The organism is Microbacterium sp. LWO12-1.2, assembly GCF_040675875.1.
In the GTDB taxonomy this organism is placed as follows: domain Bacteria; phylum Actinomycetota; class Actinomycetes; order Actinomycetales; family Microbacteriaceae; genus Microbacterium.
Map to the genome: position 1 here is coordinate 3,561,247 of NZ_JBEGII010000001.1, position 15,821 is coordinate 3,577,067.

Annotated in this window: 14 protein-coding genes and 1 pseudogene; 9 read left to right on the top strand and 6 right to left on the bottom strand. The window is 68.8% G+C overall.

The window, feature by feature from the left end; genetic code table 11:
- Positions 1-2 precede the first annotated feature (2 nt).
- From MRBLWO12_RS17050 to MRBLWO12_RS17060, 3 genes are all read right to left on the bottom strand, one after another.
- The gene (locus MRBLWO12_RS17050) at positions 3-1,532 is read right to left on the bottom strand and encodes a glycosyltransferase family 2 protein (RefSeq protein WP_363557615.1); all 1,530 of its coding nucleotides are present in this window, start codon (positions 1,530-1,532) and stop codon (positions 3-5) included.
- Between the two features lie 149 nt (positions 1,533-1,681).
- Positions 1,682-3,184 carry a DUF4127 family protein gene (locus MRBLWO12_RS17055; RefSeq protein ID WP_363557617.1) on the bottom strand — a complete coding sequence of 501 codons (1,503 nt, stop codon included), beginning with the start codon at positions 3,182-3,184 and terminating at the stop codon, positions 1,682-1,684.
- 14 nt (positions 3,185-3,198) lie between these two features.
- Complete coding sequence (locus tag MRBLWO12_RS17060; protein ID WP_363557619.1) at positions 3,199-3,918, bottom strand: GntR family transcriptional regulator; 720 nt, start codon at positions 3,916-3,918, stop codon at positions 3,199-3,201.
- A 127-nt stretch (positions 3,919-4,045) separates the two neighbouring features.
- Here MRBLWO12_RS17060 and MRBLWO12_RS17065 point away from each other — a divergent pair, with 127 nt between their 5' ends.
- From MRBLWO12_RS17065 to MRBLWO12_RS17095, 7 genes are all read left to right on the top strand, one after another.
- Entirely contained in the window at positions 4,046-5,335 is a 1,290-nt protein-coding gene (locus MRBLWO12_RS17065; protein ID WP_363557621.1) for an ABC transporter substrate-binding protein, read from the top strand.
- A 10-nt stretch (positions 5,336-5,345) separates the two neighbouring features.
- Positions 5,346-6,314, top strand: coding sequence for a carbohydrate ABC transporter permease (locus MRBLWO12_RS17070; RefSeq protein WP_363557623.1), 969 nt, complete (start codon positions 5,346-5,348; stop codon positions 6,312-6,314).
- Complete coding sequence (locus MRBLWO12_RS17075; RefSeq protein WP_363557625.1) at positions 6,301-7,167, top strand: carbohydrate ABC transporter permease; 867 nt, start codon at positions 6,301-6,303, stop codon at positions 7,165-7,167. The genes MRBLWO12_RS17070 and MRBLWO12_RS17075 overlap by 14 nt, the downstream gene beginning before the upstream one ends.
- Entirely contained in the window at positions 7,164-7,853 is a 690-nt protein-coding gene (locus tag MRBLWO12_RS17080; RefSeq protein ID WP_363557627.1) for an N-acetylmannosamine-6-phosphate 2-epimerase, read from the top strand. Before MRBLWO12_RS17075 ends, MRBLWO12_RS17080 begins: the two co-directional genes overlap by 4 nt.
- Entirely contained in the window at positions 7,850-8,758 is a 909-nt protein-coding gene (locus tag MRBLWO12_RS17085; RefSeq protein WP_363557629.1) for an ROK family protein, read from the top strand. The genes MRBLWO12_RS17080 and MRBLWO12_RS17085 overlap by 4 nt, the downstream gene beginning before the upstream one ends.
- Positions 8,759-8,852: 94 nt before the next feature.
- A complete protein-coding gene (locus tag MRBLWO12_RS17090; RefSeq protein WP_363558636.1) occupies positions 8,853-9,443 on the top strand; it encodes a PadR family transcriptional regulator in 591 nt (196 codons plus the stop codon).
- A 45-nt stretch (positions 9,444-9,488) separates the two neighbouring features.
- A complete protein-coding gene (locus tag MRBLWO12_RS17095; RefSeq protein WP_363557631.1) occupies positions 9,489-11,210 on the top strand; it encodes an AarF/UbiB family protein in 1,722 nt (573 codons plus the stop codon).
- 105 nt (positions 11,211-11,315) lie between these two features.
- Here MRBLWO12_RS17095 and MRBLWO12_RS17100 read toward each other — a convergent pair whose 3' ends face one another.
- The 3 genes and pseudogenes from MRBLWO12_RS17100 to MRBLWO12_RS17110 form a co-directional block, all read right to left on the bottom strand.
- Positions 11,316-12,887, bottom strand: a complete 1,572-nt coding sequence (locus MRBLWO12_RS17100) for an SDR family oxidoreductase (RefSeq protein WP_363557633.1) — start codon at positions 12,885-12,887, stop codon at positions 11,316-11,318.
- Between the two features lie 245 nt (positions 12,888-13,132).
- Positions 13,133-13,648: a MarR family winged helix-turn-helix transcriptional regulator gene (locus MRBLWO12_RS17105; protein ID WP_363557635.1), complete on the bottom strand. Its 516-nt coding sequence runs from the start codon at positions 13,646-13,648 to the stop codon at positions 13,133-13,135.
- A 463-nt stretch (positions 13,649-14,111) separates the two neighbouring features.
- A pseudogene (locus MRBLWO12_RS17110) lies at positions 14,112-14,863 on the bottom strand (SDR family NAD(P)-dependent oxidoreductase).
- 148 nt (positions 14,864-15,011) lie between these two features.
- Here MRBLWO12_RS17110 and MRBLWO12_RS17115 point away from each other — a divergent pair.
- Together MRBLWO12_RS17115 and MRBLWO12_RS17120 are read left to right on the top strand one after the other, a co-directional pair.
- A complete protein-coding gene (locus MRBLWO12_RS17115; protein WP_363557637.1) occupies positions 15,012-15,389 on the top strand; it encodes an FCD domain-containing protein in 378 nt (125 codons plus the stop codon).
- An 88-nt stretch (positions 15,390-15,477) separates the two neighbouring features.
- The gene (locus tag MRBLWO12_RS17120) at positions 15,478-15,732 is read left to right on the top strand and encodes a DUF3892 domain-containing protein (RefSeq protein WP_363557639.1); all 255 of its coding nucleotides are present in this window, start codon (positions 15,478-15,480) and stop codon (positions 15,730-15,732) included.
- Positions 15,733-15,821 lie beyond the last annotated feature (89 nt).

The following is a 15,821-nucleotide window of genomic DNA, read 5'->3' on the forward strand; positions in this document are numbered from 1 at the left end:
AACTACTTGCGCCGCGCGCGCCAGCGCCGCATCGCGCGACCGGCTGAGTCCTTCAGCTGTCCGCCGGGCCACTCGCGCCGCAGCTCGACGTCTCCGTCATCCGTGGCGACGAGCTCGCAGGTGCGGCCGGCCAGGAACGGCGAACGGCCGGCGCGGGCGAGCGTCTCAGGGTCGGCCTGCACGGGAACGTCGAAGGTCCAGCCTGCGCGCCGCACCTTCGCGGTGAGGCGCGCGCTGCGCAGAGCATCCGTCGGCCCGAACGTCTTGAGCGGGTCGATCGTCACGACGACGGCGCCCAGATCGGGCTGCCCCTGGCTGACCAGCTTCCGCTCGCTCGCGCCCTCATCTCCCGACACGATGTCGGACAGGACGATGTCGATGCGATCGTTGCCCAGTTCGCGACTGGCGACGAGCGCGTCGGCAGGCAGGTCAGCGAGCCAGGGCGCCGATACCAGCCGCTCCGCCCCCGCATCCGAGGTGAAGACCAGGGCATCGCGACCCTCGTGCGTGATCGTGACCCGGAGCGTGAGGTGGAGTCCGCCGCCGCGCGACCAGGTCGCCGATGTCACCGTGGCCCGGCACTCCATGTCGGTCTCGAACCTCGCGTAGCGCACGAGGTCCTCCCACCGACCTGCGCGGAGCAGGGCCGAGCGGATGCGGTGCGGGAACGCGAGTCCGCCGTCGACTCCCGGCCCGAACCTCTTCTGCACCAGGGGCGCCACGACGCGCAGCAGACGCTCGCGGTACGCCGCGGGATACTTCACCATGCGGCGTCCGGCGAGCCGCTTCAGGATCTTCCCGCGATACCAGTGCCGCAGCAGCCGGTCGCGCAGCCGGCCGGGTTCGGTGTGCGCTTCGACGAGGTCGAGCACAGCCTCCAGGTGCGGGAAGTACGACTCCGGGTCGATGCGCGACGAGCTGGCGCTCCCCGGGTGCTTGACCCACGCGTAGCAGGGCTCGCTCGCGAGGATCGAGATCGTGTCGGCCGCGAAGTACGCCTCCATCACGAAGAGGTGGTCTTCCAGTCGCACCTTCCCGTCGGGGAAGCGGATGTTGTTCGCGCGCAGGAACGACGTACGGAACAGCTTGTGCGGGGTGAGCATCTCCAGCAGCGGGTCCTTGCCCAGCGTCGCGTTCGGGATGTCGCGGCGGAAGATCCGCGTGGGCAGATCGCGCCCGATCCCCACCTCGCGGCCGACGACGACGTCCGAGCCATGCAGGTCGGCGTAGTCGCACAGCTTCTCGAGCGCGCCGTCGAACAGCCAGTCGTCCTGATCCACGAACTGCACGTAGGTGCCGCGGGCGGCCTCGACCCCGCGGTTGCGCGGTGTTCCCGGCCATCCGGAGTGCGGCAGGTCCAGCACGCGCACGTTCGGCCGGGTGCGCGCGACCTCCGTCAGCCGCGCGTGCGTCTCCTGGCCGGAACCGTCGTCGCACAGCAGTACTTCGAACGCGCCGGCGGGCAGAGTCTGCCGATCGAACGAGGCGATCAGGTCGTCGAATGTGGGGCCGGGGCGGAAGACCGGAACCACCACACTCACTCGGATGGACGCGGGCGGCTCTTGACGATCAGACTCTGGGGACACCATAGGGAGTCAAACATGACTTCCTGTGCACAGCACGGGGGTTGCCTTTTCGGCGCGCCCGTGCATGGTGCGGCGCGGCGGCTGCAGCAGGGTCTCTACGCGAGCACGAGGCCGATCTCGAACGATCGTCTCCACGGCAGCGTCAGCTCCGCGATCTGCACACCGTCGGCGGGCAGCATCGCCTCCAGGAGCGACGAGAGCTCATCGCGGATCGCCGCCTCAGCCTTCGCGACCAGGGCGTCGTCTGCCATCGGATAGATGTCGGGGAACAGTGCGGCCCCGGAATCGGTGCGCACGACCGCCTGGTAGGCGAAATCGTCGAGCAGCCGGGTCAACAGGGCGATGCGCGCCGCGCGGGCGTCGAACGTCTCTGCGGCGCGACCCACCACGGCGGCAGCGGCGACGGCGACCACGCTGCCGAGCGTGTTCCCCGCGGTGTTCCATCCGCCGAACGCCTCCAGCCGACCGAGCAGGTCCGCCTCGGCGAGGGCGCGAACCAGGGCCTCGTCCGCGCCGTTCGGGTAGCGCACATCGGCGAGGGCGACATGCTCCCCGGCGTCCAGACGTGCCTGCACGAGGGCGACCGTGCCGGCCACGGCATCCGCATCGACGGCGTCGGGCCGTCCACGGAACATGTCGTGACGGTCGGGGTCGGGGGCGTGCAGCACGAGGGTCACGTCTCCGCCCTCGTCGACCTCCACGGCTCCGGCGGCGCGGATCTGTCGGCTGGCGGATGCGGCGAGCGACATGTTCTCGTATGGGGGGATCCGCGTCATGCCGTTGGCATCTGCGCATGCGACCGAGAACGACGCCGTCACGCCGGCGTGCGCAGCCAGGGCACGTGCGACCAGCGCCGCACCGACCTCATCGGCGCCCGGGTACATGAGCACGCTCCGGCCGGAGGGGAGCATGCGCATCCAGTGGCGCAGCCACACCTGTTCGGCGCTGCCGGCGGCGAAGGGCGCCGTGTCGTCGGCGGTGATGGCGAGGAAGTCGAGGGTCGAGTCCTCGACGAGCGCAAGAGTGGAGAGGTTCGCGATGTGATTGCGCAGGCGTCGGGTCGAGTAGTCGGATACGACGTCGGCCGGCACCGGGGTCAGGTTCGCGAGCGGCAGTACCTCGGTTTCGTCGAGCAGTCGATGGGCATCGCCGCCCAGGGCGTGGATCTCCTTGCCGTGCGTCGTCCAGTAGGCGGGCTCCTCCGCGGCCGAGTACGAGTTGCTCGCCCGCGTGACGAGGGAGACCGCCGAGATCGGCAGGTCGGGCCGGCGTCGGCGGACCTCGCGCAGCACGTCGAGGCGTTCCAGGACGGTGCGCGTCGTGTCGTCGCTCGTGCGGCTGGCGATGAGTCCGCCGTAGAGCAGCATGTCGACGGAGACGACCAGGTGCACGGTCGCCGGGTCGGCGGCGCGTTCGAGCAGCCACTCGCCGAGGGCTGCGGCATCGCCCGCCGTGCGGTACGAGGGGAGGATCTCGGCCGGGGGGACATCGAGCGTCACTCCCGCCACGGCGGCGACGTCGCCGGGAAGCCGGACGTTCACCGGCCGATCGTCGAGCGGCAGCAGGGCGATGCGGGGGCGGGGGGACGGGTCGGACACGAGAGGACTGCCTTTCACGAGGGGCGGGAGATGGAGACGAGATACGAGTACCGGTCGCCGCGATACACCGATTCGGCGTACTCGATCGGTCGGCTGCGCGCGTCGTAGGTCGTGCGCTTGACCAGGAAGGCGGGCGAGAACGGCGGCGTCTGCAGCGCTTCCGCCTGCTCCTCGTCGAGCACGACCGCGTGGATCTCCTGATCGGCGCGCACCGCGGCGACACCGAAGCGGGTGCGCAGGTCCTCGTAGAGCGAGTCGCCCACGATGCCGTCTTCGAGACCGGGCACGGTGTCGGCGGCGATCGAGCAGACCTCGAGGCAGATCGGGATGTCATCTGCCGTGCGCACGCGACGGATGCGGACGACGGGCGATTGCGGACTGAGGTTGAGCGCGTAGCCGGCGGTCTGCCCTGCCGCGGCGGTGCCGACGTCGACCGAGAGCGACCCTGGCCGCATGTTGCGGGTGTGCATGTCCTCGGAGAACGAGGTCAGCTCGAAGGTCTTGCTGATGCGCGACGCGCTGACGAAGGTGCCGGCGCCCTGCAGGCGGTAGACGATGCCGTCGCGTTCCAGCTCGTCGAGCGCGCGGCGGACCGTCTGGCGGTTCACCTCGAGCGATTCGGCCAGGTCCCGCTCGGTCGGCAGCTTCTCATGGGGCGCGAGTCCCTGCTGGATGACCTCTTCCAGATGCCGACGCACGCGTTCGTGTTTCGTCAGGCCGTCGATCGCCGTCATGGCATCCCCCTCATTTGGACTAACCCAATCTTGACGACAGCCGCTGGATGTGTCAATGTCTGTTCTCAGCGGTTCCGAATTGGTCTATTCCAATCCTTTCAGGTCAATGTTGAGCGGAGAACACCCCATGCACATGAAGCAGCACATGCGCCGGCGCGCACTGGTCGCCGGTGCCCTGACCACAGCGACGGTCGTCGCCCTGACCGGATGCGGCGCGGGCGGCGGCGATTCCGCTGGTCCGACCGAGATCACGTTCTCGTATCTGTGGGGCGGAGAGGAGGCGAAGGTCCTCGAGGAGATCATCGCCGACTTCAACGGCAGCCAGGACGAGATCGTCGTCAAGGGCGTCTCCAGCCCCGACACCCAGAAGCAGCTGACCTCCATGTCCTCGTCGAACGGCTCTTTCGACATCTCCGACAACTTCGGCAACACTGTCGGCGCCTGGGCATCGAAGGGCATCTTGGCGCCGCTCGACGACGCGATCGCGGCGGAGGGCATCGATGTCGATGACTTCGTCCCCAGCGCCATGGAGCAGATGACGTACGACGGCAAGATCTACTCGCTGCCGATCGCGATCCACAGCTTCCAACTCCTCTACAACACCCAGCTCCTGGAGGAGGCCGGTGTCACCCCGCCGACCACCATGGACGAGCTCGCTCAGGCGATCCAGAAGCTGACCAAGGTCGATGACTCCGGCAAGATCACTCAGCTCGGTCTCGGCTCCGCCAACGACAGCACCACGCTGACCACCCTCGGCTATGCCTTCGGCGGCACCTGGGATGGCGAGGACGGCCCGACCCCCGCGGATGCGGGGAACCTCGAGGCTCTGCAGTGGTACCAGGACAACGTGATCGAGCCGGTCGGTGCCGAAGCCATGGCGACCTTCGTGTCCGGTCAGGGCGAGTACCTCTCGGCGCAGGACCCGTTCTTCAGCGGCAAGGTCGCGATGATCATCGACGGTGAATGGCGTTCGGCCAGCGCCGCGAAGATCGCTCCGGACTTCGAGTGGGGCGTCACCGCGATCCCGGCGGCATCCGCCGACCTGGAGAACAGCACGCAGGTCACCGCCAGCACTCTGTTCATCCCCGCGAACTCGAAGCACAAGGAGGAGGCGGCGACGTTCCTCGCCTACCTGGTCAGCGAGAAGCCGATGGAGAAGTTCGCCGTGGCCCTCGGCAACCTCGCCGGGCGCACCTCGCTGTCCGACAGCGCAGCCTTCGCCGACCTGCAGGACTTCGACGTCTGGGCCGCGGCCGCATCGTCGCCGAACGCGAAGTCGCTGTCGAGCCTCCCCTACAGCGCCGAGTACGCGACCGACCTCGCAACCGCCTTCGACGAGGTCGTGCGCCTGACGGCGACCCCCGAAGAGGCGATCGCGACGGTCGAGGAGCGCATGGCCAACTACTCGACGAAGTGATCGGGACTCCGTGACCTCTGCATCTGCACTCCGGGTCCGGCGGGAGAATACTCCTGCCGGGCCCGGCGGTCGCGCCCGGCGTCGACGCAGCCGCCGCTCCACGCTGATCGGCCTCGCTTTCGCGTCACCGTTCATCGTCGGCTTCCTCTTCCTGTTCGCGTACCCGATCGCCGCCTCGGCGTATTACAGCTTCACGGACTTCAATCTGTTCCAGTCGCCGGAATGGGTGGGGCTGGCCAACTACGTGCAGATGTTCAACGATGGCGTCTTCTGGAAGTCGCTCGCCAACACCGCTGTGCTCACGATCTTCGGCGTCCCGCTCGCGATCGGCATCGCCCTCGCCGGCGCGCACCTGCTGAACACGCCGGTGCGCGGTCAGCCGCTGTACCGCGCGCTCGTCTACCTGCCCTCGATCGTTCCCGTGGTCGTCGGCGGCTACCTGTGGCGCTGGCTCCTCAACGCCCAGTACGGGTTCGTGAACCACTTCCTGTCGTGGTTCGGCATCGAGGGCCCGGCGTGGCTTCAGCAGCCGGAGTGGACGAAGCCCGCCATCATCCTGATGTCGTTGTGGACGGTCGGCGGCACCATGATCATCTATCTCGCTGCTCTCCAGGAAGTGCCCCAGGAGCTCTACGAGGCTGCCGAGCTCGACGGCGCCGGCGTCTGGCGCCGCTTCACGAACGTCACCTGGCCCACGGTCTCGCCGGTCACGCTGTTCCAGGTGATCGTGAGCATCATCGGGTTCCTGCAGATCTTCACGCAGCCCTACATCCTTTCGCAGGAGCGGTTGAACCAGGCGGGGTCGGGGCCGGGGCAGTCGATGCTGTCGTACGCGATGTACCTCTACCAGAACGCCTTCGTGTTCTTGAAGATGGGGTACGCCTCCGCCATGGCCTGGACCCTGTTCATCGTCACACTGATCGTGAGCCTGATCGTGCTCGCGACCTCGAAGAAGTGGGTGCACGATGGCGCACGCTGACACCATCTCGACGACCCGGATCCCCCGGCGCCCCCGACGCACCACGCGGCGCATCCGCCAGCAGATCTCGGTGGCGCTGCTCGCTCTCGTCTTCCTGTTCCCCCTGCTGGTGATGCTCTCGACCGCGTTCAAGACGCCCGACGACGTGTTCTCCTCGCCGCCGACCCTGCTGCCCAGCGAGTGGACGTTGGACAACTTCGCCGAGGCGTTCGCGCAGATCCCGGTCTGGCGTTATCTGGGCAACACGCTCTTCGTCTCGGGCATGAGCATCCTGGGCACGGTCATCTCGTGCCCGCTGGTCGCCTACGCGCTCGCGAAGGTGCGGTGGCGCGGATCCCGCCCTCTGCTGATCCTGGTTCTCGCCACCATGATGCTGCCGCCGCAGGTGACGCTCATCCCGCTGTTCCTGGTGTGGAACGGGCTGGAGGCGACGAACACGTATCTTCCGCTGATCGTTCCGGCGTTCCTCGGCACGCCGTTCTTCATCTTCATGATCCGTCAGTTCCTCCTCGCTGTCCCCGACGAGCTGATCGAGGCGGCGCGCCTGGACGGGGCATCCGAGTTCCGCACCTACGCGACGATCGTGCTGCCGCTCGCGCGTCCGGCGATCGTGACCGCGGCGATCTTCCAGTTCGTCTGGGCGTGGACCGACTTCCTCAATCCCCTCATCTATCTGAACGACCAGTCGACCTACACGTTGTCGATCGGTCTGTACGCCTTCTTCGGTGAGAACGACGTGGCCTGGGGGCCGCTGATGGCCGCATGCGTGATGTTCACGCTGCCGGCTGTGGTGATCTTCCTGATCGGCCAGAGATTCTTCATCGGCGGGGCCAGCGCAGGAGCACTCAAATGACCGACGACCCCCTCGACCTCATCGCCGGTCGCCTCATCGCATCGGTGCAGGCGGCGGCGGGAAGCCCCGTGCGCGACACGGCGGTGATCGCCGCCCTTGGGCAGTCGGCGCTGCGCGGAGGCGCGAGCGGACTGCGCCTCAACGGTCCGGATGACATCCGGCACGTGCGTGCGCTCACCCGGGCGCCCATCATCGGACTGCACAAGGTGCACAACGGCACTCGCAACGTGATCACGCCGCGGGTGGAACTCGCCATCGGTCTCGCGGATGCCGGCGCCGACGTGATCGCGGTGGATGCGACGGTCGAACAGCTCGGCGACCGGTTCGAACTGCTGCGCGAGATCGTCGCGGCGACAGGGCGACCGGTCATGGCTGATGTCTCCACCCTGGAGGAGGGACTGCGGGCGTGGGAGTCCGGCGCGGCGATCGTGGGCACGACCCTGTCGGGCTACACACCGCAGTCGCGCGGCAGAGACGGTGAGGCTCCCGACATCCGTCTGGTGGAGGAGCTCGTCGCGGCGGGAATCCCCACGATCGCCGAGGGGCGCTATCAGGCACCGGAGCAGGTGCGTCAGGCGTTCGACTGCGGGGCATTCGCGGTCGTCGTCGGCGGCGCCATCACCGATCCGATCGCGATCACCCGACGCTTCGTGGCCGCGACCCCGGCGATGCGGGGCGCGTCATGATCATCGGCGTCGATATCGGCGGTACGAAGACCGCCGTGGCAGGTTTCGCCCGCGATGACGTCGGGCTGCGGCGCATCACACCGGTGCACACGATCCCCACGCCGGCACGCGAAGGGGGTGAGGCGATCGTGCACGCCGTGTCGGATGCCGTACGGGCGGTGTGCGGGGCCACCCCGCTCGAGGCGCTCGGCATCGGCACGGCCGGAGTCGTCGGACCTGCGGGAGCGATCACGTCGGCCACCGACGCGATCCACGGCTGGATCGGGTTCCCCGTGCGCGATGCGTTCATGCACGCACTGGGAGTGCCGGTGTCCGTGGCCAACGACGTGCACGCGGCGGCGGTCGCGGAGAGCGCCGTCGGTGCCGGAGCGGACGCGGACTCCGTGCTCCTGGTCGCGGTGGGGACGGGGATCGGCGGCGCCGTCGTGCTGCACGGCGCGCTGCGGCGAGGAGTCACCGGCACTGCAGGGTCGATCGGTCACACCGAGATCGCGCTGCCGGCGCGGCTGGCTGCGCGGCGCTGCCCGTGCGGAGCCTCCGGGCATGTGGAGGCCGTGGCCTCGGGGCCGGCGCTCGAGCAGACGTACGCCGAGGAGAGCGGTGTGCGCCTGTCGCTGCGCGAGGTGGACGCGGCGGCGAGGGCGGGCGACGCGATCGCTCATCGGGTCATCACCGAGGGAGCGCAGTATCTGGGACGAGCGCTCGCCAGCGTGAACGCCGTGCTCGACGTCGAAGCGATCGTGGTCGGCGGAGGAGTCGCCGAGATCGGTGAGTCGTACCTGGCGGAGGTCGTGTCGGCCTACCGTGCGGCGGCGATGCCAGGACCGGCGCAGGCCAGGATCGTTCCTGCAGGCCTCGGCATCGACGCGGGACTCACGGGTGCCGCGATGCTGGCCGCGGGCTGAGCGTTCCGCCCCGGTTGCGGGTGAAGACTCCCACCCCACCCACAGGGTTAACGATATATCGTTGAGTATCGCTACCCAGCTACGGGAGGTCACCATGAACAACGCATTCCCCTCGAACCCGTTCGGCGGACCCGGCTTCGGAGCCGGCGCCGGCGGTCCGGCATCCGCTCTGTTCGAAGCAATGGATCAGCTCCGCAAGTCGTTCGACCCGCGCCCGGGCGGCGGCTCTCGCATGGCGCGCGGCGACGTGCGCTCCGCCGTGCTCTCGCTCCTCGCCGAGAAGCCCATGCACGGCTACCAGATCATCAACGAGATCTCCGAGCGCAGCGGCGGATCATGGAAGCCCAGCGCGGGCTCCGTGTATCCGACTCTGCAGCTGCTCGCCGATGAAGGCCTGATCGAGGCCGAAGAGCAGAACGGTCGCAAGACCTACTCGCTCACCGAAGCAGGCCGCGATGTCGCCGCCGAGTCGGCCGACACCCCGGCTCCGTGGGAGTCGTCCGGTCACCGTGCCGGCGAGTCACGAGACAGCGCCCGCTTCAACGCACTGCCCAAGGCGGGCGTCGACCTCGCGGCCGCCGCGGCCCAGGTCGGTCGCAGCGGAAGCCCGGAGCAGGTGCAGGCGACCATCGAGGTGCTCGACGAGGCTCGCCGTAGGCTGTACTCGATCCTCGCCCAGGACTGATCGCGCAGTGCGGCATCCGGTGAGGAGCGGCGAGAGGATGACGCGATGACGGATGCCGCGGCGCAGGGCGCCCACCGTGCCCGCTACCGCCGCATCCTGTCGTTCGCGGCGCGGGAATTCGTCAAGATCTGGTGGTTCGAGCTGGTCCTCCCCCGATTCGGGATGAGTTCGATCGCGGAGCGCACGCGCGGTCCGCGCATGCAGAAGTTCGCACGTCGCTTCCACGCGCTCGCGATCGAGCTCGGCGGGCTCATGATCAAGGTCGGACAGTTCATGTCGTCGCGACTCGACGTGCTGCCGCCCGAGATCACCGCCGAGCTCGAAGGGCTGCAGGACGAGGTGCCCGCGGTGCCGTTCGCCGATATCCGCGTGGTCGCCGAGGCCGAACTGGGCATCCCGCTCACGCGCGCCTACTCCTGGTTCGACGAGAACCCGGTGGCCGCGGCATCCCTCGGCCAGGTGCACCGCGCCCGACTCTCGGAGCTCGACGCCGCCGACACCGGGCTCGAGAACGTCGTGGTGAAGGTGCAGCGGCCGGGCATCGACGGGATCGTCGCCGTCGACCTGGCTGCGCTCCGCCGCGTCGCCCGGTGGCTGACCCGCGTCCGGCTGGTCGCCGACCGTGTCGACGCCCCCGCGCTCGTCGAGGAGTTCGCCGAGACCAGCCAGGAGGAGATCGACTACCTGCACGAGGCGGCGAGTGCCGAGCGGTTCCGTGAGAACTTCGCCGACGACCCGCGCGTCGACACCCCCGAGATCGTATGGGAGCGCTCGACCCGCAGGGTGCTCACGCTGTCGGATGTCACCGCGATCAAGATCAACGACACCGAAGCGCTCCGTGCTGCCGGCATCGACCCCGCGAAGGTCGCCGAGGTGTTCGCCGAGGTCATGTTCGACCAGGTGTTCACGCACAGCTTCGTGCACGCCGACCCGCACCCCGGCAACATCTTCGTGACGCCCGGCCCTTCGACGGGCTCAGGGACCCAGGAGGGTTCAGGGACCCAGGCCCAGGACTGGCGGCTGACGTTCATCGACTTCGGCATGATGGCCGAGGTGCCGGACAGTCTGCGCGACGGTCTGCGTACCCTGCTCATCGCTGTTGCCGGGCGCGACAGCCGCGGGCTCGTCGCAGCCGCGCAGGAGATCGGCGTGCTGCTCCCATCCGCCGACACCGCCGAGCTCGAGCGCGCCCTCACCGCGCTCTTCGCCCGCTTCGGCGGCATGGGCTTCGCGGAGTTGAGCAAGGTCGATCCTCGCGAGTTCCGCGACTTCGCCGACGAGTTCGGCGACATGGTGCGCTCGCTCCCGCTGCAGCTGCCCGAGAACATGCTGCTGCTCATCCGCGCGGTCTCGTTGACCTCAGGCATGTGCAGCGGGCTCGACCCCTCGTTCAACGTGTGGGATGCCGCCGAGCCCTACGCCGGACGACTGCTGCGCGACGAGACCGGCAACGTGGTGCAGGCCTTCGCGTCGAACGCGATGGAGACCGCTGGCATCACGATGCGGCTCCCGAAGCGGATAGACGACGTCATCTCACGCATCGACGACGGCACGGTGTCGTTCGACACCTCGCGACTGGAGCGCCGGCTCGACCGACTCGAAGGCATCGCGCGCCGCATCGCGTCCGGCGTGCTGTTCGCCGCGATGCTGGTGGGCGGTGCGCTGCTGGTCACGCCGCTGCCCCCGCTGGGCATCACGCTGATCTGCGTCTCGGCCCTGCCGCTGCTCCACTCCGTGTTCGCGGGTGTCGGTCGGCGCGGGCGCTGACCCCGCCGCCGCGAAAACCCAGACCATTCGGCATCCGGGCGGCGCGCCACATGGCGCCGCGCCGCCCGCAGGTCGAAGCCTCTGGGTTTTCGACCCCGCAAGCCGCTAGTCTCGCGTGCGATCGACGCGATCGGCGCCCTCCGCGGCGGCCGTGATGCGGGCCGCCATCCCGGCGAAGATGAACCCGTGGAACGGCAGCACGGCGAGCCAGTACAGGCGTCCGCTCAGGCCCTGCGGGAAGAACACCGCGCGCTGCTCGTACCGCGCACCGTCGCCCTCCGCGATCGCGCGCAGCTCGAGCCACGCCGCCCCCGGCACCTTCATCTCGGCGCGCAGTCGCAGCAGGCCCGCCTGCTCGTCGCCGGAGCCCGGTTGCGACGCCGCCTCCACCCGCCAGAAGTCGATCGCATCGCCCACGCGCGCGGCGGTGCGGCTGCGGCGGCCCCGGCGCAGTCCGACGCCGCCGACCAGCCGGTCCATCCAGCCGCGCACGGCCCACAGGAACGGCGAGGAGTACCAGCCGTTCTCGCCGCCGATGCCGACGATCACCCGCCACAGATCGTCGACGGATGCCGAGGTCTGCAGCGAGCGTGCGTCGGTGAAGGCCGTCCGGCCGGCCCAGTCGGGGTCGCTCGGCAGCGGGTCGCTGGGGGCGCCCGAGACCTCGGAATCCTGCCAGCTGGTCTCGATCGTGTCGGCATTCACGCGCCCGAGCGCCAGGGCGACGGCTGTGCGATAGGGGGTCAGCCCGCCGGAGGGCTGCGGGATCAGCTCGTCGACCACGTGGTCCTTCACGACGCACTCGTTCTGCAGCGAGGCGACGAGCGGGCGGGCGATCGATCGCGGCACCGGCGTCACGAGATTCACCCAGTGCGAGGCGAGACCGGGAGTGAGCACCGGCAGTGCGGCGATCGCCCGCTGGGGAAGCCCTGCCTCGACCGCATAGCCGTTCATCATCTGTCCGTAGCGCAGCACGTCGGGGCCGCCGATGTCGACGGCGCGGTTCACGTCGGGGTCCACCCTCGCCGCGCCGAGCAGATAGTGCAGCACGTCGCGCACGGCGATCGGCTGGATGCGGTTGCGCACCCACTTCGGCGCCGGCATGTACGGCAGCACGTCGGTCAGATGCCGGATCATCTCGAACGACGCCGAGCCGGAGCCGATCACGACGCCCGCCTGCAGCACGAGCGTCGGCACACCGGAGTGCAGGAACGTCTCGCCGACCTGCACGCGCGAGCGCAGATGCGGCGACAGCTTCGCGTCTTCCGGATGCAGTCCGCCGAGGTACACGATGCGGTGCACCCCCGCGCGCTTCGCGGCCTCGGCGACCGTGGACGCCGCGCGGTCGTCGCTCTCCTCGAACCCCTTGCCCGCGGTCATCGAGTGGATCAGGTAGTAGACCACGTCGACGTCTTCCATGGCCTTCGCCACGGCATCCGCGTCGTCTGCCGACCCCTCGACGATCTCGCAGTCCGGACCCCAAGGGAAGGATGCCGCGCGCGCCCCATCGCGGGCGAGCACCCGCACCCGGTACCCGGCGTTGAGGAGTCGTGGGGTGAGCCTGCCGCCGATGTAGCCGGTGGCGCCGAGGACGAGGGCGCGCGGGGCACTGCCGTCGTCGCGCGGGACGGCGCGCAGCTCTTCTTCGCGGCCGGTGGGCTGGGTGAGCTCGGTCATGTCTCGAGAGTAGGCGCGGGGGAGGGCCGGCGATACGGGGTTGCGCCGGTCTTCGCGGGCCATTAGGAGTGTTCGCGGTCGGCGACGCAGCCTCAGATCGAGTCCGCGCTCGGGCTCGACTACGCAACTTCTGCGGCCTGATGCACGTTTCGCGGCCGCATCCGCACGATCGGGCCGCAGAAGGTGCATGAGGCCGCAAGACTGCACCCCGTCTGCGCGCCTGAACTGCGGGCCGGACCGCTGGATCAGGGCTGGTCCTGGCCGGAGGCCTCCTGGATCGCCGAGCTCATACCCGCGAGGAAGCGGATGACGACCGCGCGGTCATGGTCGGAGAGGCTGTCGACATAGGACAGCATCCGTCGGTGCATGGCACCGAGCGTGGCCTGCACCTCTTCATCGCTGCTGTCCGTGGGCACGACGACTCCGGCGCGACGGTCGGTGGGATGCAGCTCTCGGCGCGCATGGCCGCCCCTCTCGAGCCGGTCGATCAGCGTGGTCGTCGACGCGGTGGAGATGTCGAGAACACGCGAGAGGTCGATCGGCCGCACGATCCGTCCGGCCCGTTGCTCGTGCAGCAGGAACCGCAGCGCCATCAGGTCGGTCTCGTTCATGCCCATCGTCGCGCGGGTGCGAGCCCGCATCGCGGTCTCCGCCGCGCGATATCGGCGCAGCATGTTCAGTACATCGACCGTCTGGGCGGATTCGCCTTCCGGATACCAGTAGCCGGAACGTGAGAACTCGTCCGGCTGCGGCGTCGTCATCGTTCGTCCCGCTCGCGCATGTCGCTGGTCCCGACTCGAAATGGTGCCCTCGATGCCCCCCGGCGAATATCCATTGTCGCACCGGCAGGACGCTGTGTCAGATGTCTGCCGAAGTCCGCGGAATCGACATCGCGAATGTGACTAGATAATCTAGATACTAGATTTACGCGATATATCACGCGAGGAAAGACCATCAGACACCCGGATGACGACAGGCGCCTGTTCCCGCACGCCGTCATCGGGTTGCGGCGCGCGGGAAGGCGCTCGTCGCGGCACAGTGCAGGAGGCGTGCAAGTCGCGCCCGTGGGAAGGCGAGGACTGCAGCATGCTGCGTGCTCGCGTCCTGTGTTGCGCGGGGTACCCGGGGGACGTCGGATGAGCAAGGGACATCCGACATCCTGCGTTTCACCCGATTGAAGGAACCCGGTTGCGCAGCTGGGGCTTCGCAACCGGGTTCCCGGTGTCACAGGGCGGTGTAGCCGCCGTCGACCAGGTGGTAGCTGCCGGTGATGAAGCTGGCGGCGTCGCTGGCGAGGAAGGCGATCAGGTTCGCGACCTCATCGGCCTGGCCCAGGCGTCCGATCGGGTGCTTGCTCACGAGGAAGTCCTTCGCCTCGTCGCCCATGTTGGCGAGCAGTGGGGTGTCGATGAAGCCGGGGCCCACCGAGTTCACGCGCACGCCCTGTGCCGAGTACTCCAGCGCTGCGATTTGGTCATGCCAACCACGCCGTGCTTCGCCGTGACGTAGGCGGGGGAGTTCGCGAAGCCGACGCTGCCGAGGATCGAGGCGATGTTCACGACCGAGCCGCCGCCGTTCGCGAGGATCGAGAGGATCTGCGCCTTCATGTTGCGGAACACCGCGTTGAGGTTGATCGCGATCACCTTGTCCCAGGCGTCGTCCTCGTACTCGGCGGTGGGAGCGGATGCGCCTCCGATGCCGGCGTTGTTGACGCCGATGCGCAAGGGGGCGAGGGTGTTGGCGAGCTCGACGGACGACGCGATCCAGGCGGCGTCGGTCGCGTCGCCCACGGACGCCTCCGCGGTGCCGCCGGCGGCGCGGATCTCCTCGACGACCGCGTTCGCGTGCTCGGCGTTCAGGTCGTTCACGACCACGGCTGCGCCGTTCTTCGCCAGCAGGAGGGCGGTCGAGCGTCCGATTCCGCTGCCTGCTCCCGTCACGATCGCCGAGCGGTCTGAGACGTCGTACTGAGCCACGAGTGACTCCACTTCCGGGCGGTCACGGTGCCGGGAGATCTTCTCGGACGGTCCGTCCTTCCCTCCACCCTACGCCCGGGGGTGGATTCGCGTGAATGGATGCCGGCATCCGTCTCGGGAATCGGTCCGCGTGCGATCTGCTCTCCCGGTGAGGCCGGGGCCAGCTCGCACCGTCACGGCGGAACCGACCCCGGCGAACGGTGATCGTCAGCGTGCGCCGGCCCCGGCCGCCGCCGAGGTGGCGGAGTGTGCGGAGTCGGCGGCGGAAGCGGACGAGAGTTTCCATCGAGTGCCGGCGGCGGCTCTCGGCAACGATGCGATCGTGTCGGTGCTGGACCAGTTCGGCCCGGTCGTGCGCCGTGCGGAGCGGATGAGATTCGCCGCTGACGGGCAAGCGTCGCTCGAGCGTCACGAGCGGCTCATCGCACTCCTGGCGAGTGGGGACGTCGAAGGGGCGGCAGGGGTGGCTTTCGAGACGTGGCACACCCTGTCTGTCGACGACGAACCGTCGCCCGAACGGGGATGAGTCGAGCGCTGAGCGCGCCGCCTCCGGCTACGGGGAGCGTTGACGACCCACGTCGTACAAGATGGCGCAACCGACAGAGGGGGAGGCCGTGACGCGTCAGATACTGGCGGTTCGCAAAGACAGCGATGGCAACATCACTCATCTCAAAGGCGCGGCGTGGGAGAGCGCGATCGAACGCGTGATCGGTGACATCGAAGCCGGCCGCTATCGGTACACCGTTCGTGTCGGCGGACACGACGCAGATGTGTTCGTGCCCCCGGATACGCCGCATTGGAAGAAGCGCCTGCGGACGATCGCCGACACGACGTCGAAGAACATTCTCGACGCACTCCCGCCGTTCTAGCTGTACTGACCCTCGACCGTTGTTGATTCGGTCGATGTCATTGTCGCCTTGGGGGAGCTCCCCCTCTTGAAGCGAGTCCCGCGTTGACG